Source organism: Sporosarcina sp. P17b, from assembly GCF_002743115.1.
GTDB classification, from domain to species: domain Bacteria; phylum Bacillota; class Bacilli; order Bacillales_A; family Planococcaceae; genus Sporosarcina; species Sporosarcina ureae_C.
In genome coordinates this window covers 160,191-184,691 of sequence record NZ_PDYP01000002.1, presented here as the reverse complement: position 1 = coordinate 184,691, position 24,501 = coordinate 160,191, and the positions used below count along the sequence as shown (strand labels likewise).

Sequence of the window (24,501 nt, the reverse complement as noted above, 5' to 3'; positions counted from 1 at the left end):
TTTTGCGTCCTTGCGACCCTATAGTCGCGCCAGTGATGAATAAGTGTTCCGAATAAACATCTGCAGAACGCCTTTTGTTACGTCAGATCTGTTATCAATCCCAAACAATAACTATACACGAATTGTGATTTCTTGTCAAGGCCTTGCTCTCCTCCTATAAATAAACAAATAGTTTACAAACAAGTGAATAGGGAACAAGTTAAGTTAAATAGAGCCTGTTGTTGTCTACAGGAAAATATTTATTGGAGGGATTAAGATGAACGTAGAGATTGTAAACGAATTTCCCCATAAGTTTTTGATGGAGCAAGCGGAGACATGTATCTCCATTTATCAACCGACCCACCGGTATAGACCTGAAAATCAACAAGATCCGATACGTTTTAAAAATTTATTACAGAATGTACATGAAAAGTTATCAAAAAACCATTCTGCCGATGAAGTGAAAAGTTTATTGGCTCCACTTGAGAAGCTTCAAGGTGAGCGTCCATTCTGGGCACATGCAGGAGATGGACTAGCGTTATTCGCAACGAAAGATCGTATTATTGCCTATCGGCTGCAACGTCCCGTGCCTGAACTGGCGATTGTATCTGATAGTTTCCATATTAAACCGCTTATTCGTGTATTCCAATCTGCAGATCGCTATCATCTACTCGGCGTGAATAGACAAGAGTTTAAACTGTTTGAAGGGAATCGCTATGGCGTAGAGGAAGTAGAGATCCCTGAAGAATTAGCGAAGACGAAAGCAGAAGCGATTGGTGATCAAGTGACCGAGTCATACTTAGGCACTGGCAACTCAGGTGGTGCTGGAACGGCGATGATGCACGGTCACGGAGGTAAGAAAGATGAAATAGATATCGATATTGAACGTTACTTCCGATATGTAGATCGAACGGTTGCAGAAAACTACTCTAAACCAATGGATCTCCCGCTTTATTTAGTAACACTTGGCGAATATCAGACTCAATTTAAGGAATTGAGTCATAACCCGCATTTGCAAGCCGATGGTATTAAATCCGACTTTGATGCGCTAAGCCTAGAGCAGTTACGTAAAATGGCTTGGGAAATAGTCGAACCAACGTATTTGCAGAAGACAAAAGATTTAGTGGAGAACTTTGAAAATGCTAAAGCAAGTGATCAAGGTTCAGCAAACATTGAAGAAATTGCCAAGGCAGCGAGTGAAGATCGTATTAGACGACTTGTATTGGAAGACGGTTATCTATATCCGGGTAAAATTAATTTAGAAACAGGAGAAATCCAGACGAAAGGTTTGGAAGAAACTGCAGTGGATGACGTGCTAGATGATTTAGCGGAAATCGTTTTTAAAACTGGAGGAGAAGTAGTCGTTCTTCCGAAAGAACGTATGCCTGTCGAAACAGGCGCAGCTGCTATCTTTAGATGGTAAGAACAAAATGCGGGCAAGAGATATCTCTTGACCGCATTTTTCTATCATTTTTCTTGTTCAAGTATGTCTTTAGCAGCAGTTAACGCAGTTTGTACTCGTGGGAATCCAACGTATGGAATGAGTTGCATCATACTTTCCACAATTTCCGTTTTAGTCAAACCTACTGTCAATGCTCGTTTAACATGCGTTTGGATTTGTGTAGTCGCTCCCTGTGTGACAAGTGATGAGAGTGTCACCAATTGTCGTTGCTTGCTGTCAAGTCCAGATCGTGAATAAATCTCACCATACGCAAACTCCACTATGTATTTCCGTAAATCTGGCGCCAGTTCTTTTAATGCGTCCGCCGTCATCATACGTTCGGCTTCTTCTTCACTCACATACTCCCTGATCTTCTCTAAACCCGCTTCAATACGTCCTGTCGACAATGAAATAGCCCCCTTGTTTTGTAAATGAACAATAAAGAAAGTATAGCATATTCTGACTATTATTTTGTTTTTCTGTCTGTAAAATACGCACTTCTTATCAGTTTAAATTCAAGCAATGGTTCGAAGGATGTGAAAATCAACGTTATTGTTTAAAAATCGCTTAGAGTAGGTATAGATGAGTAGAACGAATACAAATATATGTGGAGGTAATGACAAATGAATAAGTTTTTCCTAGAGAATGCGGTACAAGCAAAAAAGAAGATTGAAGAATTGGTAGCACAAGGCTACACACATGAAGAAATCTTCATTTTCGCACACAGCGAAGATCGTGAAGACAAAATTTCGGATGCACTTGATTCAGAACAAGTAGGTATGGCGGAAATGGGCTTCCTCAATGCGATGAAGAACATGTTCACATCACGTGGCGATACATTGCGCGCGCAGATGCAAGCAATTGGCCTATCAGAAGCAGAAGCTGAAGAAGGCGAAAGCGAACTGGATAAAGGCAGATTATTACTAGTCGCTAAAAAGTAAGATTCTAAAAACCGGTAAAAGGATAATATTCCTTTCACCGGTTTTACTTTTGTGTACACATCTCAAACTACTACGAATTTATCTGCAATGTAAATCCCATACCACTCTCTAAAACTTATCTTCCTTCATTAGCCATTGCATCATAATAAGCATCTACAGGAATGAACAATCCAACCTTACCATGTGTTTCCTCATCTAGCGTAGCAAATACAATACCAATTACTTTACCTTCTTCATTAATAACAGGACTTCCGCTATTACCTCTATAAACAGGCGCTTTTATCATCACGACAGGAATATCCCAATCGGACAATTGTATGTAATCAATTGTGTGGCCTTTATTCGCTATTCCGGAAAAACTTAACGGATTACCTATAAATGTGATCGGCTCCTGATCGTAAAACATCGTTTCTTTTGCCAATGTTAAATGAGGGAGGTCCGTTCCATTTACTTCCAATATCGCTAGATCGATATTTGGAAACACGTTTGTAACATTTGCGGTAAATCGTTGACCGTCAGGAAAAGAGACAATCATCGATTCATTTCCTTCGACTACATGATAATTCGTGATAATCGTCCCTTCTTCATTGATAGAGAAGCCTGTACCTTTTGTATTCTCAGTAGCAACTACGACGACTGCTTCTTTATATTCTGCTATTTGTGGATCAGAAGATAACTCTGATGATGCTTTTAAAAATTCTAACGCAGGGATTGAATAAATTTGAAAGACAATGGCGAATGTGCTGAGTGCCAAAGTAGTTGCCATGATCCAGAACATCCACTTTGGGAAGGGGCGGTAGGTGCGTCGGACATTTTTTTCAGCAGCTGCTTTTTCTAACGCTTCACGCTGTGCGTCGAGTACTAAATCTTGCAGCTCATCATCATCCAACTCTTCTTGATACGGATCTTTATTATCCACTATTCCCACCTCTTTCTCGTACATAGTTTACCAGATAATGAACTCAAAGGAAGCGTGCAGAACTTTAAACGTAAAATCATAGTTGCTAGGATTGAAAAGTTTGAAAATATAGTTATTTAGAATCTGTTATATGCTATACTATATATGAAGATAAATGCCTATATGAATGGAGGTGGAAACATGGCCAGATCCATTACAACGCAAGCCGAAACGGTAGCAGAGGCGATCAAAGAAGCACTGGAGATTTTGCAACTGACGATGGATGACGTGCATGTCCATGTAAAACGGCCCGCAGGTACATCGATGTTCGGTTTGAGAAAAGTGCTAGCAGAAGTCACAGTCAATGAAAAAGAAAAAAAGGAAAGTGTTCATGAGCAAGCAGAAGAAATCTTGGCAGGTGTTCGAGTTCATAATGAAAGATTAGAAGTTCGGTTCGGAAAACTAACCTATCCAATCATTGTTCCTTCTATAGGTGTCGAACTACGGATCAACGGAACGGAGTGCACAGAGCGAACGATTGTATTGTCGACAGATAGTGTAGAATGCAGTGCGCGTTCAGAAGATGTAGCTGCACATTTTGTGATACGTCTAGATGAAGATCTTATGGTTGCAACCGCTGTCGTGACACCAGGGAAGAGAATCACTCGTACGTTGCAGGATTCACCATGGAAACAAATCCTGAATATACAAGTATCTGAAAAAGTAGATGTATACAATGAACTGACCACAGAACAGCTAGTGGAAGAATTGAATAGTATGGGAATTGATACGGGTATTTCCTTGAATGGTATTCGGCAAGCCGTGAACACGTTGGAGTATACAGAGATTATCGTGGCGAGAGGAATTCCTCCTATTGAAAGTCAGGATGCCCGACTCGATATTCACCTGAACTTCAAAAAGATAGAGGAAGACGAAGAGGAATTGGTTGATTTTCGAGAACATAATTTCATTCCAACGGTCAAGGCAGGTCAGCTTATTGCGACATATATCCCAGCGGTACAAGGGAGTAACGGCAAGAATTTGAAAGGTGAAACGTATAAAGTAAAACCGCCTAAAGATATTATCGTGCGTCCCCTTGATACTGTAGATAGTGTCGTGCATAAGCTATATGCGAAAATTGACGGAAGACCCGTTATTGAATGGCGGAGTAAGCTTGCAAAAATTTATGTGAATCGAGAATATCGTCATGCATCCGATGTGAATTTGGAAAGTGGCAATATTCATTTTGAAGGGGACGTATGGATTGGGGGTAGTGTCCATCCGTCTATGTTTATCGCGGCTTCTGGCATCATAACAATTATGAAAAATTGTACGAAGGCTTCCATTCGTGGGACTAAATCGGTATTCATACAAGGCAGTATATTTTCTTCTACCGTTACGGTAGGCATTCAGGAAAAGGTTATTACCATGATGGTCAATGATTTAACGGAGGTTTTGCTCTACTTACGCAATATTGAATCGGCACTCGTTCAGATCTTTACATTACGTAATGAAGATCCAGAGGAAGTTGCACCTTTTATATTGAAACAAGTCATTCAGTTATTATTGGAACAAAAGTATAGTGATTTCACAGAAATGAATAAACATTTTATTCAATTAGTGAAAAACCATACGAGACGATTAGATAAAGAGTGGATAGCTTTTGCCGATCGATTGTATCAGCTATTTATAGACCCGCTACGAGAGGAACAAACGAACATCCTGTATTTACGTAAATTGATTAAGGAAGCAAATAATTTACTAGAAGTATACAGCGAAGAAATTCGTCCAGAGTCCGTATTGCAAGCTACATTCGCATTGAATAGTATTTTATATAGTAATGGAGATATTCATATTCGTTCGAAAGGTGTCTATAATTGTTCCGTTACGGCACTACATGATATTACGATTAAAGGTGTCTGTCGGGGCGGGGAAGTCATTGCAGGAAGACATATTGAATTAGATGAAACAGGATCAAATGCTGGTGTGAAAACATTTATCCAAACAAATGAAGAAGGAAGCATCCATATCGCAAAAGCCTATCCTGGGACATTGATTCAAATTGGATCGCAACGCCATGAATTTTTGCAAATTCGTCAACAAGTAACAGCAAAATTGAATGAACAAGGCTTTCTATCCATTACGTAAATAAAATAGACGCAAAATTTGTAGAGAAAGAACATAAAAATGTGTGGATCCTTCCTGAATTCTCCCAAGATGTGATAAAAAGTTCGTTGTTTTTTAAAAAAGATGTGAATAGAAGACGAAAATGCTTTAAACATGTTACGATATACTATAATATCTAAAGTAGTCACTTTATGCGCGAAGTGTGGGATAGGGGGATCATAGCGAGATGATATACATCATCATTCCATTAGTTATCATCATTGTTTTAACGGTGATGGCATTTCTGTCTAGGCGAAAGCATATACAAGAAATCAGTGAAATGGAACAAGAAAAATTACAAATTCAAAGCGAGCCAATATTCGAAGAAATGACGAAGGTAAAGCAGTTGAATATGACGGGCGAAACAGAAGAAATGTTCGAGAGATGGCGCAACACTTGGACTGAAGTAGTCGATGATCGTCTTCATAACGTAGATTTGCTTTTACTGGATGCTGAAGGGCAAGTAGATCGTTTCCGTTTTAAGAAAGCTACGGAAACAGAAAAACAAATCCGCGAAATCTTGAATGAATGTGAAAAAGAGATGCGAACGATCTTGCAGGAACTAAACGAACTGATTGGTAGTGAAGAAAGAAATCGGTTCGAAATAGAAACGGTAAAAGAACATCACCGTGCAGCGCGCAAAAAGATCTTAGCTCATCAGTACGCATTCGGACCGGCAGTGGAGCCTTTAGAAAAAGAGTGGGAATCCTTTAATCCAAGATTTGAGGAGTATGACGCACTTATCGAAAATGGTAATTACCTACAAGCTCGTGAAATAGTTATTGTGTTAGGAGCAAAAGAAGAACGCTTTTCGTTTTTACTTGATGAGATTCCTACATTACTTAATGAGTTGCAGACGAAAATACCTGCAGCATTGCGAGAAATGCGAAAAGGGATCATCGAAATGGAAGGTCAGGAGTACTATCTAGGACATCTGAAAATGCCTTCACGTTTCGACAAAATCGAACAACAAATTGCGGATCTTCGACAGTTATTAGCGCGTTTGGATGTTGAAGAAGTAGCAGTGGAAGTGAATGAAATTCATGATGAAATCGAATCATTCTATGATGTGTTGGAAGAGGAAGTTAGCTCCCGTCATTACGTAGATGAGCATTTGGATCAAATGTTGGATCTGTTTGAAGAGCTTCAATATGCAATTCCAGATACGATTGAAGAAGTGAAATTCGTTCAGCAAAGTTATCGTTTGAATGAAAACGAGGTTATTATTCCACAAATGGCATTGCAAAAGTTGAACGCATTGGCGAAACGAATAGAAATATTCATCGAACGTCAGGACGCGAAAAACTTAGCTTACTCAGCTCAACAAATCGAGTTGCAAGAGCTAGTGGAAGAATTGGATGCAATCTCTGAAGCACATTCTAAGTTCAGTAACCGCATCAAAAACCTTCGCATTGACGAAAATCTTGTACGCTCTCGCATTGTGACACTTGCACAACAACTTCAAATTGCAGATCGTAATTTACACCGTGCCAATATCCCAGGAATTCCTGATGATATGAATGTACAACTTGAAGAAGCTGATGAACAAATTTTTATTGTGAAACAAAGTTTAGAAGAAGTGCCGCTTAATATGGCATTGGTTGAATCCTATGTTCAAAAAGCAGATGCCGTCGTCACAGATGTCTGTGCGAAAGCTGAAGACATGATTGAAAATGCATTGCTTGTAGAACGAATCATCCAATACGGTAACCGTTACCGTGCGTCACATCCTGAAGTTCACAATAAATTGTTAAAAGCAGAAGAGTCCTTCATGCAATGCCGCTACTTAAGAGCATTGGAAGAAGCGGGTACCGCGGTTGAAGAAGTTGAACCAGGAGCCTTGAAAAAAATTCAAGGTATGATTCAGGTCAAAGCCTAACTATATTCCGACAAAGCCACCGGTTTTCCGGTGGCTTTGTTTCGCTAAATCCCAAGGAAAAGAGAGGGTTTACATATGTATTTCGATCACAGCGCAACAACAAAACCAGATGAGAGAGTTCTTCGCACCTTTATGGATGCTTCTGTATCCTATTTCGCGAATCCAGCGTCGCTTCATGCCGAAGGAAAACGTACAGAGAAATTGCTGGAACGTGCGCGAACTCAAGTACTCTCGGCGATAGGGCTTGAACTGACTGAAGGGATATTCACTTCGGGCGGAACAGAATCCAATAATCTTGCCATACTAGGTTATGTATATGCGAATCAGCACAAAGGACGTCATCTGATCACAACGAGTATCGAACATCCTTCCGTGTTACGTGTTTTTCAAGACTTGGAAAAGCAAGGCTTCACTGTCGATTATTTAACGGTAGATCAAGAAGGACGAATTTCATTGGACGAACTCAAAGAAACGTTGCAGGATGATACAATTTTAGTTAGTATCATGCATGTCAACAATGAAATAGGCACAATCCAGCCGATTGAGCAATGTGCGAAAATCATTCATACATTTCCACGCGCGAAATTCCATTCAGATTGTGTGCAAAGTTTCGGAAAGTTATCATTTGTTGATTTTACAGATGGCCCAGATCTGATTTCATTATCAGCTCACAAGATGTACGGAATAAAAAATAGTGGATTCCTTGCGTATCGTAATAACATTCAACTACAACCGATTGTGTTTGGCGGTGGTCAAGAACATAAGTTGCGCAGTGGAACGGTGTCGGTGCCGCATGCAGCAGCACTTGCGAAAGCGGTCCGTTTACTAGTGGAAGAAGTGGATTTGCAACAGTTTCAACAATGGCGAAACGAGCTGGTGGAGTTTTTCTCGGAATTTGACGAATGCAGGGTATTGGCACCGAATGCAAGTGCACCCTATATATTATCTGTAGCATTTGCTCAGATTACCGGAGAGATCGCGATTAATTTCTTGCAACAGCAAGGCATGATCGTTTCAACTTCCAGTGCATGTTCATCCAAAAATTCCGATGTAAGTCACGTGATTGAAGCTGTCGGCATGCCACAGAAATTTGAAAAAGGTGTTATCAGAATTAGCTTAGGTAAAGATCAAACAATAGAAGAAATCGAACAATTAAAAGTAGCGGTTCGTCAATTAATCGAACTGATCAGAAAAGGAGTGGGGAAATGAACTGGAATACCATTTTGATTAGATATGGTGAAATGTCACTTAAAGGAAAAAACAAGAGTAAATTTATACGTAAACTGAAAACGAATATTAAAGCGGCTTTGTCGGATTTAAGCACAGTCACAATGCGCGCAGAGCGTGATCGGATGTTCATTTACACAGAAAAACCTGAAGAGTTGGATCGTGCAGTTGAAATTTTGCCTTCTATTTTCGGTATTCAATCATTCAGCCCAATTGTAATTTGCGAACCTACATTAGAAGTCATTAAAGAAACTTCGTTAAAGGTACTCGGTAAGAACGAAACTACGGGAAAGACTTTTAAAGTAGACGTCAAACGTGTAGACAAACGATTCCCGCTTGATACAGGGGAATTGCAACAAGTATTGGGTGGACATGTATTGAAAACGTTCCCTGATTTAATCGTACAAATGAAAAAGCCGGAAATATTATTGTACGTAGAGATCCAACACGAAGCAGCATATATCTCTTCACACACCTACAAAGGTGCAGGAGGTATGCCTGTCGGTTCGAATGGTCACTCTATATTGTTATTGTCAGGAGGTATCGACAGCCCGGTAGCAGGCTATATGATGATGAAGCGTGGCGTCTCCTTCGACGCAGTTCACTTTGCGTCTCCTCCATTCACAAGTGATTTGGCAATAGAAAAAGTAGAAGACATCGTCCGACAACTAGCGAAATTCGGTGCAGTCATTCGATTGCACGTCATTCCTTTCACTGACCTGCAGCAGGCGATTGTGAAACAAGTACCGAGCAACTTGTCGATGACCACTACGAGAAGAATGATGATGAAAGTCGCGGATCAAGTACGTCAAGACACGAATTCGCTTGGATTGATCACAGGCGACAGTCTTGGACAAGTAGCAAGTCAGACACTCGAGAGTTTGACCGCTATCAATGAAGTAACGAATACACCTGTCCTACGACCACTTATCGCAATGGATAAATTGGACATTATTGAGATCGCTCAAAAAATCGGAACATACGATATTTCTATCCGTCCATACGACGATTGCTGTACTGTATTCACGCCACCAAGCAATAAAACGAAACCGCGCGTTGAAAAAGTCGCGTACTACGAAAGCTTCCAGGAGTTCGACGACATGGTGGCGGAAGTCGCAAGCCAGCGTGTAACAACGATCCCAAGCCAGCAGACGGAAGACGACTTCGAAGACTTGTTGTAAAGAAAATATTACCTATCACCTTCCTTGCATGATATTTTCAAAAGTGACCATTCTAATGTCACAAGGAGGTGAGCGACATGCCAAACAACAACAACTCGAACCAACTGCTAGTACCAGGAGTACAACAGGCTTTGAACCAGATGAAGGAAGAGATTGCTTCTGAATTTGGAGTACAACTTGGACCAGACTCAACATCGCGTGCCAACGGATCCGTCGGCGGAGAAATTACAAAGCGATTAGTGCGTCAGGCTCAGTCACAAATGAACGGTTATACTAAGTAAATCGTAAGACATGGGATGTCCTAGAAGCCACAACGCTTCTGGGGCATTCTTTTTTTGGATTGGTTTAGATTTAAGCATAAGCTCAAGTTCAATGCTTTAAGAGTAGTAAGTGAGTTTGTGTGTATATGGGGATGGAAGCTCCAGTTGGCGGACGCTTTCCTATGGGCTCGCGGTGAGCCAACCAGTTCGCTTTGCTCTCTTTGGTTGTCTCACCTGATCGAGCTGATCCATCGGGAAGAGCCTTAACGAAGGACGGCTTTTGCGAGTAAAAGCGCAACGTTAGGAGCACATCTTTGCACTTCGCCGCCAATTTCCGCTTCCATCCTACTTTGATAGTGGATGGATGTTGATAACTTATTGGCGTTAGTATGTGATGGGTTGTTGTGTTTTAAACTTTTTTATTTCCAGTTCTAGTTCAAATAATTACAATCCTAACTTCAGTGTGCAACAAAAGATATCACCCGCTTACATTGCAGGGATTGGAGCGGCAGGCGCCCACTCTCCCGAACGCGTCCGCCTAGAGCGCAAATCCCCTAACGTACCCAACTTAGCCTTACTCACTTCCAAGCCAAAAACACGTCATACTATACATATCGGAACAATATAATAGTGAATAGTAAATAAAATTTTGAAATATTACGATTCTATTTGTATACTTGTACTATTAAGTAAAAGGGGGAATGAAAATGAACCGTGAAGAACTACTTGCGCCAGACCGTTATAATATCGTTTCGGAATTCGAAAAATATGCAACGGGTGACGGTAGAAAAGCATTAATTTATGTAGACGCGCAAAATCAACAACAAGAAGTGACATACGATGAACTCATCAAAGCAGCCAACCGAACAGCGAATGCACTGATATCGACTGGGCTACAAAAAGGTGATGTAGTATTGGTGATGGTGCCTCGCATGATTGAAGCATACGTTACATATATCGGTGCACTTAAAGCAGGACTTGTTGTGATCCCTAGTTCAGAAATGTTGCGTTCCTCCGATATTGAATATCGAATCGAACATAGTGATGCAAAAGCGATCATTGCATTCGACGCATTCACCGATCAATTAGAACATGTAAATAACTTAGACAAAGTGACAGTCTATATTATCGGTGAAGCAAAAGAAGGAGAAGTATCTTTAGCAGAAAAAGAGAAAAATGCTTCATCTGAATTTACTGCATGCGATACCGCTAGTGACGATATGGCGTTTTTATCGTATACGTCTGGGACAACAGGCAAGCCAAAAGGCGTAGTACATACTCATGGATGGGGATATGCACACTTAAGAACGACTGCACCGAACTGGTTGGGCATTGAAGAACGTGACATAGTTTGGGCTACTGCAGCACCAGGTTGGCAGAAATGGATATGGACACCGTTCTTATCAGTTCTGGGAAGTGGAGCGACGGGGTTTGTCTACAATGGCAAGTTCGACGTAGATAAATATTTGCATTTCTTAGATGAGTACAAAGTAAATGTTTTATGCTGTACACCAACTGAATATCGATTTATCGCAAAAGCGAAGAATCTGGATGAGTTTTCATTGGCTTCCTTAAAAAGCGCTGTTTCAGCTGGGGAACCATTAAATCGTGAAGTCATCGATATTTTTGAAAGACAATTTTCCCTAAATGTGCGTGACGGATACGGCCAAACAGAAAATACGCTTCTGGTCGGTACAATGATCGGAATGGAACCGCGTCCTGGATCGATGGGCAAACCGACGCCGGGCAATATCGTCGATGTCATCAACGATGAAGGCAAACCAGCGGGCGCGAATGAAGTTGGAGATATTGCAGTTCATAAGAGCACTCCAGCGTTATTCCAAGAGTATTTGAATGATCCTGAACGTACGAAGATGCAATTTAGAGGAGATTATTATATTACAGGTGACCGCGCGAAAAAGGATGAAGACGGTTATTTCTGGTTCGAAGGACGCGGCGATGATATTATCGTAAGTTCGGGTTATACAATTGGACCATTTGAAGTGGAAGATGCGTTAATTAAACATCGGGCTGTTCGTGAATGTGCAGTTGTTGCAAGTCCTGATCCAGAACGTGGAAATGTTGTAAAAGCATTTGTTGTTCTACGTGACGATTCTATAGATTCAACTGAAGAGCTTGTAAAAGAATTGCAAAATCACGTGAAAGAGTTGACGGCACCTTACAAGTATCCACGTAAAATCGAGTTTATGGAAGAGTTACCAAAAACCTCTTCAGGAAAAATCATGCGTATTGAATTGCGTAAAAAAGAACAAAATCAATGATACTGATCCACTACTAGTACGGAAAAAGGACTGCCGAAAGTCGTTTTAATTCGACGATTGACCAGTCCTTTTGGTTTTGATTCAGAAAAATGTACGTTGCACTTTTTCGAAGAAGGAGTTATTTGGTAGTTTTGCGGTGCGAACCACTTTATGACTTAACCGCGCCTCCACTTTTTCTACTTGTTTAATACCGAGTGCTTCGTTATCTGCCGCAATGGAGGGGAATTCATTACCTTCTTGTTGGACATTGAGTGTTAACGTTCTCTCGTTACTGAGGATGAACGAAGTGCCAAGTGTGCGATAGCGATTGTTGTTGACCGACGCAAGTTCAGTCACTTGGAATGAAGGGAGTCGTGGGTCAATCACAGCACCTTTAACGGATTTGTTATAAGCAGTACTGCCCGTTGGTGTAGAGATGATCATACCGTCGCCGAGAAAAGTTTCAAATAATAGATCATCAATGAAAATGTCCATGACGAATGTGCGGATAATAGTAGAACGGATGCTGAATTCATTTAGACATAAAAATGGTTTATGTTGATTAATGGTTACTTCAAGTAATGGATAATGTCGTTCTTCAATAGTCTCTTGCCGTAATGTTTCGACAAGTGAGCGGATATCATCATATTTATAATCGCAATATACACCATGTGCACCTTTCACAGACGCTCCTAGATACAGACAATCCTGTCGAAAGTCAGTTTTGCGGACAGCTTGGAGGAAAGTTCCATCGCTTCCGATGCTAATAATGACCGTTGCTTCTCTGTGGTCTTCGGTTAGATTGAAGCCTTCACTTTTAAGTCGTTGTCCAACGAAATGTTTTTTATGGATAGTGTCTTCATCAAGACGGCTGAAAAGAAAAATTACGTGTTGGGTAGTCATTTGAATCGTCTCCTTTTTCAGTTAATAGAATAAGTGTAGCATGAATGAAACATTTGGACGATGAGGAACGTATAAGTAGATGTGGACAAAGGAGGAACTTTACTTATGAATGCAAAAAGATGGATAGCCGTAGCGGTTGCTGCGATTTTGATCGTAGTATCGGTAGGTATTAATGCCATGTCATGGGTTTTCACTAGAGACTGGAATAGTTTTGTTAGTGAGATCAACTTGATGGAAACGCAAGTGCAGGAAACGGTAGTAGAAGAAGGAAGTGCTAACGAAAGAATTGCTGTGTTAACAGTGGATGGAGTCATCCAAGATACGGGTGAAGCGTCTATTTTCAGTGGCGCTGAGTACAACCATCAACAATTTATGACGCAATTGAATGAGTTGGCAAACGATGAAACCGTGAAAGGAATTGTACTTTCGGTGAATTCTCCAGGTGGAGGCGTATTGGAGTCATCTGATATTTACGATGCACTGACAGAAATTCAAGCTTCGAAAAAGATTCCGATTTATGTAGCGATGGGCGGTATGGCGGCTTCAGGTGGATACTACATCTCAGCACCAGCCGATAAAATTTATGTTCACCCTGAAACGTTGACAGGATCTATCGGTGTCATCATGCAATCTGTCAATTACGGTAAATTAGCTGAGAAATACGGTGTGGAATTCCCAACAATCAAGTCAGGTCCTTATAAAGATATGATGAGTCCGACTAGAGAAATGAAACCCGAAGAACGTGCGATGTTACAAGAAATGATTGATGATTCGTATAAACGTTTCGTTGATATTATTGTAGATGGCCGTGGTATGTCAGAAAAGGCTGTTCGCAAAGTTGCGGACGGACGTGTGATGAATGGTCGTCAAGCAATCGAAGCGGGTCTTGCAGATGATTATGGCAAGTTGCCAATCGTTGTTTCCGCGATGAAAGAAGATTATCACTTAGAAAAAGCGGAAGTATTCGAATATGGAATGCCGACTAATTTGAAAGCTATTCTTTCCATGAAAGCACATGACGTGTTTAATGGAGATGTTGAATCACAAATTTTGAAAAAATTACTGACTGAAAATACGGCGCCACGCATGATGTATTTATACGGTGAATAACAAGGAGGGAAATAATCATGACGAATGAACTGCTGGATACGCAACCAACCATGCGACTTGAACAGATGCTCGTGCCGAAATATGCAGGATTCTGGATCAGACTGTGGGCATTTTTAATCGACATGCTGATCATTTCGGCTATTAGCGGCATCTTTGTCAAGCCAGTATTCCGCGTACTCGATATCGCGATTACTAAGCCTTCTGCCTTTTTATTTAGCCCGTATAAAGTAACGGCACTTGTCTTGTTATTGTTATATTTTATCATCATGACGAAAATTGCAGGACAGACGGTAGGGAAAATGATCATGGGAATTCGTGTAATGAAATCAAACGGGGAAAAGGCAACGTGGGGTTCTGTTATCTTCCGAGAAGGTTTCGGTCGTTTTATTTCACAAATGTTATGGATTCCCTATCTACTTGTTTTGTTTTTACCTCAAAAGAAAGCACTTCACGACGTCTTTGCTGACACAGTTGTCGTGCATGAACGAACATTTGAGAGAAAAGAAATACAGAAAATCATTGAACCTGAACATCATCAGTTGCATGAAGACCCTACGGTTTAGTACACTAGTTTAAAAGGAGTGGTTAGTTATGGTACAAGTTACATTCAAAGATAATCCGGTTCATCTGTTAGGTTCAGAAGTGAAAGTTGGAGATCAGGCACCAAGCTTCACAGTGCTTGCGAATGATTTGAATCCTGTTACACTTGACGATTCAAAAGGTAAAGTACGTTTGATCAGTGTAGTGCCTTCTGTTGATACAGGTGTATGTTCTATCCAGACTAAGCGTTTCAACGATGAAGCAACGTCACTTGGTGATGATGTGGAAGTCATGACGATTTCTTGCGATCTTCCGTTTGCACAAGGGCGTTGGAAAGAAGATGAGAAGGTAGAAAATTTACATTTGTACTCTGATCATCGTGATCTTTCATTCGGTAAAGCATTCGGTACAGCGATTGAGGAATTGCGTCTATTGACTCGTTCTATTTTTGTAGTCGATCGCGACGACAAAGTAGCGTACGTAGAGTATGTGAGCGAAGCAACTGACCACCCCGATTATGATGCAGCGATTAAAGCAGTAAAAGAATTGAATTAATTAAAAAACCCACCTGAACAAGAGGTGGGTTTCTTCTTGGAGGAATTTTGAATGAGCAATATGGAAAAAGTGTTTACGTATTACGACAACCATGCAGCAGCGACTGATGGGTTATATTTGGACGCTGTGTTAGAAGCTAGTGAAAAATGGTTGGATCAACCGTCGGCAGTAGACTTGCAAGATCCTGATAAGGAAGAAATTCGTAAAGGTATCCAGCTCGCCTTATTAAAAGGATTAAAGCAGTCTACACAAGCTCATCACCAAATGACGCCTGATACAATCGGCTTCTTGATAGGTTATCTAATCAATAAATTAGTGGATACAAAGCAACCTGTAACCTTCTTGGATCCTGCTGCAGGAACGGGGAATTTATTATTCACTGTAATGAATCAATATAAAGGTTCCGCTTCTGCCAGCGCAGTTGAAATCGATGATGTATTGATTCAAATTGCTGTTGCAACTGCGAATTTATTGGAGTTACCAGTATCATTTTATTTACAAGATGCACTTCGTCCATTGCCTATCGATGTAGTCGATGCAGTGGTAAGTGATATACCTGTAGGCTATTATCCAGATGATGAAGTCGCTATGGAGTATGAACTCATGGCATCTGAAGGTCATGCTTTTTCACATTACTTATATATTGAACAATCAATGCGCTATGTGAAGCCAGGTGGTTACGGATTATTCATCGTCCCTTCCAAACTATTGACGGCTGAAGGGGCCGAACCTATCCTGAACTTTGTCAAAGAGCATAAATTATTGAGAGGTTTGCTTGAATTACCGGATTCAATATTTGCGGATCAACGTTTTGCAAAAAGTATTTTATTGTTACAACAACCGCCAAACGAAAACTATGTCATGCCGGATGTTTTGTTAGCGAAAATACCTGAGCTGGGAAATGCAAAGGCCATGCAAAAGTTCTTTGATAAATTAAGTGTTTGGATGGAAGAAGAAGGGGAGTGACGTTACGTCACACTTCCTTCTTTTTTTATATTTCAAGAATACTTGAACAAAAAGAAAGCGCTAATTACTCGAATTCAATTGCTTTTAAAATTGTTAGCTACTATAATAAATTTTAACGTTCTACGACGTAATTATTTTAAGGGGTGGGTATTTGTGCCGAAAATATTATCGATAAATGCGGGAAGTTCTTCTTTAAAGTTCCAATTGATCGAAATGACGAACGAAGAAGAAATTACTAAGGGATTATTCGAGCGCATTGGATTAGAGAATTCTATTTTCACAATGGCAACGGATGAAAAGAAAATCGAAAAAGTATTAGATATTACTGATCACTCTATGGCTGTTGAAATGTTATTGGAACATTTACTAAGCGAGGGAGTCGTTTCTTCTTATGATGAAATTGACGGACTCGGTCATCGAGTAGTTCACGGGGGAGAACTATATAGTGACTCAGTGTTAATTACAGACGAAGTAATCGAGAAACTTGAAGAAATATCAAGCTTTGCACCTTTGCATAATCCAGCTAATATTGTCGGAATAAAGGCTTTTAAGAAAGCGTTACCAAATATACCAGCAGTCGCAATATTCGATACTGCTTTCCATCAGACAATGCCTGAGAAATCATTTTTGTACGCGTTACCATATGAGTACTATGAGAAATACGGAATCCGTAAATACGGCTTCCATGGTACAAGCCATAAATACGTAACGGAGCGGGCTGCCAAGATTTTAAATAGACCGCTTGAAGATACACGTCTTATTTCTTGCCACCTCGGTAACGGTGCTAGTATTGCAGCGGTTAAAGGCGGTAAGTCAGTGGACACGTCTATGGGCTTCACTCCGTTAGCAGGTGTGATCATGGGCACGCGTTCAGGTAACATTGACCCTGCGCTCATTCCATACATGATGGAATGTACGAACCAAACAGCCGAAGAAGTAGTCAATGTACTGAATAAAAAATCCGGACTACTTGGTATCTGTGGATTCTCTAGTGACTTACGCGATATTACAGAAGCAGCAGAACAAGGCAACGACCGGGCGCAATTGGCTCTCGACGTATTCACAGATCGTATTCACCAACATATTGGACAATATGCTGCAGGGATGGGTGGAGTAGATGCCATTATCTTCACAGCAGGAATTGGCGAGAACAGTACGATTGTTCGTGAAAAAGTCATGCGTGGATTAGAATTCATGGGCGTATACTTCGACCCAAGTCTAAACAACATCCGTGGTGAAGAAGCATACATCAGCTTCCCACACTCACCAGTTAAAGTACTTATCATCCCAACAAACGAAGAAATCATGCTAGCTCGCGACACAGTGCGAATCGCTAACATTCCACTACCGGAAGAAGCATTACAAGTAGCAGCTGAATAAATACAAAATGTCCCGCCTGTTAACCGACAGGCGGGACATTTTTAACGAACTTGGTATTATGACGTCATCTAACTAAAGAAGAAAAAAGACTGTCACAGGAAATCGAATGAACGACTTTCCGGACAGCCTTTACATACATATTAGCCTTGTAGATGTTCAGGCGTACGTACAACAAGTACATCGCACTTCGCAGAACGCACGATATTCTCGGAAACACTTCCGATTAAGAAACGTTCTACACGGTTAAGTCCAGTAGCACCACAGATAATCAAATCTGCATTGAGTTTCTTCGCGATATCGCGTGGAATCAATGTCTTAGGAGAACCATACTCCACGTGAATCTCAACATTTGCAACGCCTGCTTCAACTGCTTCTTTACGGTAGTCAGTCAACAATTCTTCAGCATATTTCTGCGCACGCTCAGCAATTGAACGATCGTATGCTTCAACTGCCGCATATGAACGCGTATCAATAATATTGATCAAGTGAAGAGTTGCGTCGTTACGATCTGCAATCGCGATCGCTTTCTTGAAAGCCCATTTAGCCTCATCTGAACCATCCACGGCTACGATGATGTCTTTGTACGTAAGTGCCATAATTACCACTCCATCCTTAAAGTTAAATTCTTTCTACACTATTCTTATTCTACGTGGATTATGATAGTCCTTCTTTTTTGTCGAAATGTTTTATAAAAATTTAGAAAATGAAGTTTGTATGGAAAAACGTTGAAAAAATGAGGTAAATCTAGCTATTTTCTGATAAGATTAAATAGTCATGAATCGACAGTGAGATAATAAAAAACGAATGAAAAGAAATTACAATTCTAGGAGGATTTTGCATGCGTATTGGTGTTCCAAAAGAAATTAAAAACAATGAAAACCGAGTGGCAATAGCCCCTTCAAGTGTATTAACGTTACTAACGGCTGGCCACGAAGTAGTAATTGAAAAGGGTGCTGGAATCGGTTCAAGTTTCCAAGATGAAGAGTATAAAGAAGCAGGCGCGACAATCGTCGATACAGCGGCTGAGGCATGGGCAGCAGATATGGTACTGAAGGTTAAAGAACCTGCAGAATCAGAATATCAGTATTTCCGTGAAGGATTAATCCTATTTACGTATCTTCACTTAGCACCGGAAGTAAAATTGACGAAAGCACTACTTGAAAACAAAGTAACAGCAATTGCTTATGAAACAGTACAATTACCAGGTGGCGGATTGCCTCTATTGGCACCGATGAGTGAAGTTGCGGGACGCATGGCGACGCAGATTGGTGCACAATACTTAGAAAAAACTAGAGGCGGAAAAGGGATTTTGCTTGCTGGAGTACCTGGCGTATCACGCGGCAAAATAACAATCATTGGTGGGGGACAAGCAGGTACGAATGCTGCGCGTGTTGCAATCGGAATCGGTGCACACGTAACGATCTTAGATCTATCCGTAGAGCGTGTTCGTCAGCTTGACGAGATCTTCGGCAAGAACATTCAAACGTTGGTATCTAACCCATACAATATCGCTAACGCAGTAAAAGACGCAGACTTGGTAATCGGTTGTGTTTTAATCCCAGGAGCAAAAGCGCCAACTCTTGTAACAGAAGAAATGGTTAAATCCATGAGCCCCGGCTCTGTAGTGATTGACATTGCAATCGACCAAGGCGGAATCTTTGAAACTTCCGACCGCGTCACAACACATGACGACCCGACTTATACAAAACACGGTGTCATTCACTATGCTGTAGCTAATATGCCAGGCGCTGTTCCACAAACGTCTACAATGGCACTAACAAACGTTACAATTCCTTACGCTCTTCAAATTGCCAATAAAGGCGTTAAAAAAGCATGTACAGACAATGAAGTCCTGCGTAAAGGAATCAACACACTAGCTGGAAACGTAACATACAAAGCAGTAGCAGAAGCACAAGGCCTAGAACACGTTTCTGTTGAAGACGTACTAGAGACTGTTTAATCAACAAAAAAGACCATTACGTAAAGTAACGGCCTAAAACTGAAGGCATCCCCGCAATAGGGAGTGCCTTCAGTTTTTTTATATAAAATGAAATTAACGGTTCAATTTCATTTGCCAGTCTTTAACTCACTTAACTACTTTCAAATCCTTAGGGAATTTCGTCAATACCTCAACGCCATCCTTCGTCACATACAAATCATCTTCAATCCGTACACCTGTAATTGTCGGATCATAAATGCCTGGCTCAACTGTAAACACCATACCCTCTTGAAGTGGCATATCATTCGTAGCTGTTAAAGAAGGGAACTCATGAACAGAAATACCAAGACCATGCCCGATACGATGTGGGAATAACTCGCCGTAACCAGCTTCCTCGATAATTGAACGAGCTGCTAGATCAACTTCCATTGCTAACGTACCCGGACGCACGATGTCAATTGCTGCTTGTTGTGCTTTCTGAACGGTCTCATAAATTTTACGCTTTTCCTCTGTTGGCTCACCGAACGCTATCGTCCGTGTGATGTCTGAACAATAACCTTTATAGACCACACCGAGATCAAATAAGATGAAATCACCTTTTTCAATTTTTTTCTCTCCTGGAATACCATGTGGTGATGCCGTTTTTGTGCCCGACACAATAATCGTTTCAAACGACATCTTCTCCGCACCTTTTTGTTTAACAGCTTGCTCCACGGCTTGAACTATTTCCAGTTCGGTTTTCCCTTCGGCGATTTCATTGCAACCTACTTCGATCGCATAATCCGCTAATTCCGCTGCTTTGCGCAAGTGCTGAAGTTCTCTATCATCTTTAATCAGACGATTTTTAGCTAATTCGTCATCCAACTTAGCGAATTGCAAAGCAGGGAAGCGCTCTTGGAGAATTTCAAATCGATCCACAGTCAAATGTTCTTTTTCGATTGCGAGTAATGACAATGCAGGAATACGTTCATTGATGGCTTGTTCTAGGAACTTAAACGCATTATCTGTGTCTTTATATCCTACTGCTTCGTGCTGCCAGCCGATTGCTTTTACATCTGGGACTTCCATCGCTGGGCAAATAACGAAAGGATCAGCATCTTGGAAAACCACTACACCAAGTAATCGTTCGTGTGGATCACTACGAAAGTCTGTTAAATAAAATATGTTATCTGGATTCGTTATAAGTGCTGCATCAATATTATGTTTTACTAAGAAATCTTGTACTTTTTGAATGTTCATCAACATGTTACCTCCTCTGTTTTGCTTAGTATAACAAAAAAGAGGGTTTTACGCTGTGTTGTAGAAGGTATAGAGTGTATAAGTGATTAAAAATAGGAGTGTGATCGTTGTGAAAATCTCATATCATGGCCATTCGATCGTTAAAATCGAAACAAAAGGAAAGACTATTTTAATCGATCCTTTTATTACAGGGAATAAATTAACGGATCTAAAGGCAGAAAACGAAAAGCCAGACGTGATTTTACTGACGCACGGCCATAATGACCACGTAGGGGATACGATGGAGATCGCGAAAAGAGAAGACATCCTAGTCGTTGCTCCAAATGAATTAGCCGTATATCTTGGATTCCAAGGATTGAAAACACATGGCATGAATATCGGAGGAGCAAAGGAATTTGATTTCGGTACCGTAAAATATACACAAGCTTTCCATAGTTCTTCTTATACAACAGAAGACAATGAAATTATTTACACGGGTATGCCTGCAGGTTTACTGCTGACGATTGAAGATAAAATTATTTATCATGCAGGGGACACTTCCTTATTCAGCGATATGAAACTGTACGGAGAAGATGGAATTGATGTTGCGTTCCTACCTATCGGAGATAATTTCACGATGGGTCCTAAAGATGCTGCGAAGGCAGTCGAGTTACTGAACCCGAAGCTAACAGTTCCTGTTCATTTTAATACGTTCCCACCGATTGAATTGGAGCCTGAAGACTTCAAATCACTCGTGACGAATCATGAAGTGAAAATAATGCAACCAGGGGATTCCATCGAGCTATAAAATAAGAAATAAATAAATACGGTCTAAGACGCATTGTTAGCGTCCTAGACCGTATTTTTGATGGACTTATGGTATGATATTCTAAAAGCCGAAACCTTAAATCAGGTCGAAGAAAAAGGTGAAATCATGTCAACTAAACACGAACAGATTTTGCGTTATATAGAAAGCTTGACAGTGGGCGAAAAGATCTCTGTACGACAAGTTGCGAAAGCATTGGAAGTCAGTGATGGAACCGCTTACCGGGCGATAAAAGAAGCGGAAAATCAAAAATTGGTAAACACGATTGAACGTGTAGGTACGATTCGAATCGAGAAAAAGAAAAAAGAAAATATTGAACGTCTGACATTTGCAGAAGTCATCAACATTGTAGACGGTGTTGTACTGGGTGGACGTGATGGATTACATAAAACATTAACGAAATTTGTAGTCGGAGCTATGCAACTCGAGGATATGATTCGTTATATTGATGCGGGTAGTTTGTTGATTGTTGGAAATCGTTTGAAAGCGCATGAAATAGCGATTAAAGCAGGAGCCGCTGTACTCGTGACAGGTGGCTTCGATGCGACTGATGAAGTCAAGCAACTAGCAGACGAGATGAATTTGCCTGTTATATCAACAAGTTATGATACTTTCACAGTCGCCACTATGCTAAACCGTGCAATTTATGATCAGCTGATTGAAAAGGAAATTTTATTGGTGGAGGATATTTTGACACCTCTAGCCAGTACAGTCACTTTATCGCCTGAGGATTCAGTTGACCAATTCTATGAAGTAAATCACCAAACATCACACTCCGCTTATCCTGTCGTAAAAGCCGATGGCACATTAGTAGGAATTATTACGTCTCGTGATGTCGTCAGTAAACCGCATGTGGATATCATAGGGAAAGTCATGACGCCTGGTCCGATTACTGTTAACGGTAAAATGAGTGTCGCATCGGCAGGGCACAGTATGATTTGGGAAGGTATCGACTTAATGCCAGTCGTTAATGATGCCGGAGTCTTAGAGGGAATCATCAGTCGACAAGATGTCTTAAAAGCATTGCAAATGACACAACGTCAACCACAGCAAGGCGAAACAATTGATGATATTGTCAAGAATCAAATGAAAGCCATCTCCAATTCACCTGAAAAAATAGAGTTTGCCGTTGTGCCGCAGATGACCAATCAATTTGGTTCACTATCCTATGGAGCAATGTTAACAATTTTGACAGAAGCGGGTAGTCGTGCGATCAAGCTTCAAAAACGAGGCGAAAGTGTACCAGAAAACGTGACGATCTATTTCATCAAACAAGTACAACTTGGTGCGTCGGTCACAGTCGAACCGAAGATTATTCACTTGAGCCGTCGATTCATCAAGCTAGAAATCGAACTGATATCAAATGATGGTATTGTAGCGAAAGCAATGGGGACGTTCCAGCTTTTTGAAAAATAAAAAGCTGACGTCAATTGACATCAGCTTTGTTTAGTTCACGTTCTTCAGCTACGAATTGCTTATAATGTTTTTGAGCATTAAAGTTAAATATCGCAACATAGCCACCGAATAAAATGAAGATAGCGGACACGATATATGTTAAAGCACCGTCAAAGATAAGTAATTGATTGATTCCGAAAAAAATCAATAGCGCACCAAGTGCTGTGCCTGCCATGCTTGCATACATCTTTTTACGGATGGGAAACATAGGGCTTGTGCGGAATTGGCGCGTTTTGAAAACGAAATAGAATACGCCGGAAGCGATTATACCAAATACAAAAATAAAATTAACCATTTCCATCAAAAAAGCCTCCATTACATGAAAAATAACCTGTGGCCTACGCGTCGAGGTTCACTATACATTGTAGCGGCTTTTAAAAGGAATTGCGAATACTTGTACAGAAACCTGGGGGAATATACATGAAACGACAAATCATTGACACAATTGAACAATACGAAAAAATCATCATCCACCGTCACGTCCGACCGGACCCGGATGCATACGGATCGCAAATGGGGTTGAAAGAACTTATCAAAAAGAATTACCCTAAAAAGCAAGTACTCGCAGCAGGAGAACATGATGAGCTATTAAGTTATTTAGGAAAACCGGATGCAGTAACTGAAGCAGATTACGAAGGTGCACTTGTTATTGTCACCGATACTGCAAACACGGACCGTATTGACGGACCGCTTTACGATAAAGGTGCGTATGTATTGAAAATCGATCATCACCCGAATGAAGATCCATACGGTAATGAGCGCTGGGTGAATACAGACGCGAGTTCTTGTTCTGAAATGATCTATACGATTTATGAGGAAGGTCACGCGTCCTTCGGATGGGAAATGTCTCCGGAAGCAGCACGTTTCCTGTTCGCCGGGATCGTGGGTGACACAGGCCGTTTTATGTTCCAAAGCACGACTGAAAAAACGTTCGAAGTAGCTAGTTCATTGATCAAGCAACCATTCGATCGCACCGAGTTGTTTGCTGGGATGTACGAAGTCGATCGTAAAATCTTGCATCTACAAGGTTATGTGTATCAAAACTTCACAATCGATGAAAATGGAGCAGCGTATATTAAACTAACACAGGAAATTCTGGATCAATTCGATGTCACAGTGTCAGAGACTTCGCAATTAGTAGGGTCACTTGGCGATGTAAAAGGAATTTGTGCTTGGATCATCTTTATTGAAGAAAATGATCAAATTCGTGTCCGTCTCCGTTCGAAAGGACCTGTCATTAATACGTTAGCGATGCAACATAATGGTGGTGGCCATCCGCTGGCCTCAGGCGCTTCCGCATATTCATGGACAGAAGTAGATGAAATCATCGTCAAACTGCAAGAACTTTGCAGAAACTATTAAGCAGAGCTGAGGGA

The 24,501-nt window shown here is 40.8% G+C and carries 23 protein-coding genes; 17 read left to right on the top strand and 6 right to left on the bottom strand.

The window, feature by feature from the left end; genetic code table 11:
* Window positions 1–256: 256 nt before the first annotated feature.
* Window positions 257–1,402 carry a baeRF3 domain-containing protein gene (locus CSV76_RS02880; RefSeq protein WP_085426575.1) on the top strand — a complete coding sequence of 382 codons (1,146 nt, stop codon included), beginning with the start codon at window positions 257–259 and terminating at the stop codon, window positions 1,400–1,402.
* 44 nt (window positions 1,403–1,446) lie between these two features.
* Here CSV76_RS02880 and CSV76_RS02875 read toward each other — a convergent pair whose 3' ends face one another.
* Window positions 1,447–1,827: a carboxymuconolactone decarboxylase family protein gene (locus tag CSV76_RS02875; protein WP_198166214.1), complete on the bottom strand. Its 381-nt coding sequence runs from the start codon at window positions 1,825–1,827 to the stop codon at window positions 1,447–1,449.
* 216 nt (window positions 1,828–2,043) lie between these two features.
* Between CSV76_RS02875 and CSV76_RS02870 the strand changes: the two genes are divergently transcribed.
* Window positions 2,044–2,361 (top strand): YflT domain-containing protein, encoded by a 318-nt coding sequence (locus CSV76_RS02870; protein WP_085426574.1) that lies wholly within the window; start codon window positions 2,044–2,046, stop codon window positions 2,359–2,361.
* Window positions 2,362–2,476: 115 nt separating this feature from the next.
* Here CSV76_RS02870 and CSV76_RS02865 read toward each other — a convergent pair whose 3' ends face one another.
* Window positions 2,477–3,280 (bottom strand): S1C family serine protease, encoded by an 804-nt coding sequence (locus CSV76_RS02865; protein ID WP_085426573.1) that lies wholly within the window; start codon window positions 3,278–3,280, stop codon window positions 2,477–2,479.
* 180 nt (window positions 3,281–3,460) lie between these two features.
* On the opposite strand from CSV76_RS02865, the gene CSV76_RS02860 reads away from it, so the two are divergent.
* From CSV76_RS02860 to mbcS, 6 genes are all read left to right on the top strand, one after another.
* Complete coding sequence (locus tag CSV76_RS02860) at window positions 3,461–5,407, top strand: FapA family protein (RefSeq protein ID WP_158232732.1); 1,947 nt, start codon at window positions 3,461–3,463, stop codon at window positions 5,405–5,407.
* Window positions 5,408–5,612: 205 nt separating this feature from the next.
* Entirely contained in the window at window positions 5,613–7,304 is a 1,692-nt protein-coding gene (ezrA, locus tag CSV76_RS02855) for a septation ring formation regulator EzrA (RefSeq protein WP_099624689.1), read from the top strand.
* Between the two features lie 75 nt (window positions 7,305–7,379).
* The gene (locus CSV76_RS02850; protein ID WP_099624688.1) at window positions 7,380–8,513 is read left to right on the top strand and encodes a cysteine desulfurase family protein; all 1,134 of its coding nucleotides are present in this window, start codon (window positions 7,380–7,382) and stop codon (window positions 8,511–8,513) included.
* Window positions 8,510–9,712, top strand: coding sequence for a tRNA uracil 4-sulfurtransferase ThiI (gene thiI, locus CSV76_RS02845; protein ID WP_099624687.1), 1,203 nt, complete (start codon window positions 8,510–8,512; stop codon window positions 9,710–9,712). Before CSV76_RS02850 ends, thiI begins: the two co-directional genes overlap by 4 nt.
* Window positions 9,713–9,789: 77 nt before the next feature.
* On the top strand, window positions 9,790–9,993 hold the full coding sequence (locus CSV76_RS02840; RefSeq protein ID WP_085426568.1) for an alpha/beta-type small acid-soluble spore protein: 204 nt from the start codon (window positions 9,790–9,792) through the stop codon (window positions 9,991–9,993).
* Window positions 9,994–10,679: 686 nt separating this feature from the next.
* Window positions 10,680–12,254: an acyl-CoA synthetase MbcS gene (gene mbcS / locus CSV76_RS02835; RefSeq protein ID WP_099624686.1), complete on the top strand. Its 1,575-nt coding sequence runs from the start codon at window positions 10,680–10,682 to the stop codon at window positions 12,252–12,254.
* An 81-nt stretch (window positions 12,255–12,335) separates the two neighbouring features.
* Here the strand turns inward: mbcS and CSV76_RS02830 are convergent, their stop codons facing one another.
* Window positions 12,336–13,136: an NAD kinase gene (locus tag CSV76_RS02830; RefSeq protein ID WP_099624685.1), complete on the bottom strand. Its 801-nt coding sequence runs from the start codon at window positions 13,134–13,136 to the stop codon at window positions 12,336–12,338.
* A gap of 105 nt (window positions 13,137–13,241) precedes the next feature.
* Here CSV76_RS02830 and sppA point away from each other — a divergent pair, with 105 nt between their 5' ends.
* From sppA to CSV76_RS02805, 5 genes are all read left to right on the top strand, one after another.
* On the top strand, window positions 13,242–14,246 hold the full coding sequence (sppA, locus tag CSV76_RS02825) for a signal peptide peptidase SppA (protein ID WP_085426564.1): 1,005 nt from the start codon (window positions 13,242–13,244) through the stop codon (window positions 14,244–14,246).
* A 17-nt stretch (window positions 14,247–14,263) separates the two neighbouring features.
* Window positions 14,264–14,809, top strand: coding sequence for an RDD family protein (locus CSV76_RS02820; protein WP_232319574.1), 546 nt, complete (start codon window positions 14,264–14,266; stop codon window positions 14,807–14,809).
* 28 nt (window positions 14,810–14,837) lie between these two features.
* On the top strand, window positions 14,838–15,341 hold the full coding sequence (gene tpx, locus CSV76_RS02815) for a thiol peroxidase (protein ID WP_085426562.1): 504 nt from the start codon (window positions 14,838–14,840) through the stop codon (window positions 15,339–15,341).
* A 51-nt stretch (window positions 15,342–15,392) separates the two neighbouring features.
* Window positions 15,393–16,307: a class I SAM-dependent methyltransferase gene (locus CSV76_RS02810; RefSeq protein ID WP_085426561.1), complete on the top strand. Its 915-nt coding sequence runs from the start codon at window positions 15,393–15,395 to the stop codon at window positions 16,305–16,307.
* Between the two features lie 153 nt (window positions 16,308–16,460).
* Entirely contained in the window at window positions 16,461–17,687 is a 1,227-nt protein-coding gene (locus CSV76_RS02805) for an acetate kinase (RefSeq protein WP_099624684.1), read from the top strand.
* Between the two features lie 140 nt (window positions 17,688–17,827).
* Here CSV76_RS02805 and CSV76_RS02800 read toward each other — a convergent pair whose 3' ends face one another.
* On the bottom strand, window positions 17,828–18,283 hold the full coding sequence (locus tag CSV76_RS02800; RefSeq protein WP_085426559.1) for a universal stress protein: 456 nt from the start codon (window positions 18,281–18,283) through the stop codon (window positions 17,828–17,830).
* Between the two features lie 242 nt (window positions 18,284–18,525).
* Here CSV76_RS02800 and ald point away from each other — a divergent pair, with 242 nt between their 5' ends.
* Entirely contained in the window at window positions 18,526–19,647 is a 1,122-nt protein-coding gene (ald, locus tag CSV76_RS02795) for an alanine dehydrogenase (RefSeq protein ID WP_085426558.1), read from the top strand.
* 126 nt (window positions 19,648–19,773) lie between these two features.
* Here the strand turns inward: ald and CSV76_RS02790 are convergent, their stop codons facing one another.
* A complete protein-coding gene (locus CSV76_RS02790; RefSeq protein ID WP_099624683.1) occupies window positions 19,774–20,868 on the bottom strand; it encodes a M24 family metallopeptidase in 1,095 nt (364 codons plus the stop codon).
* Between the two features lie 106 nt (window positions 20,869–20,974).
* Here CSV76_RS02790 and CSV76_RS02785 point away from each other — a divergent pair, with 106 nt between their 5' ends.
* Both CSV76_RS02785 and CSV76_RS02780 read left to right on the top strand, forming a co-directional pair.
* Window positions 20,975–21,652 carry a metal-dependent hydrolase gene (locus tag CSV76_RS02785; protein WP_085426556.1) on the top strand — a complete coding sequence of 226 codons (678 nt, stop codon included), beginning with the start codon at window positions 20,975–20,977 and terminating at the stop codon, window positions 21,650–21,652.
* 126 nt (window positions 21,653–21,778) lie between these two features.
* On the top strand, window positions 21,779–23,086 hold the full coding sequence (locus CSV76_RS02780; protein WP_085428967.1) for a DRTGG domain-containing protein: 1,308 nt from the start codon (window positions 21,779–21,781) through the stop codon (window positions 23,084–23,086).
* Between the two features lie 10 nt (window positions 23,087–23,096).
* Here CSV76_RS02780 and CSV76_RS02775 read toward each other — a convergent pair whose 3' ends face one another.
* Window positions 23,097–23,426 (bottom strand): YtpI family protein, encoded by a 330-nt coding sequence (locus CSV76_RS02775; RefSeq protein WP_085426555.1) that lies wholly within the window; start codon window positions 23,424–23,426, stop codon window positions 23,097–23,099.
* Between the two features lie 119 nt (window positions 23,427–23,545).
* Between CSV76_RS02775 and CSV76_RS02770 the strand changes: the two genes are divergently transcribed.
* Window positions 23,546–24,487: a DHH family phosphoesterase gene (locus CSV76_RS02770; RefSeq protein WP_085426554.1), complete on the top strand. Its 942-nt coding sequence runs from the start codon at window positions 23,546–23,548 to the stop codon at window positions 24,485–24,487.
* Window positions 24,488–24,501: the final 14 nt, after the last annotated feature.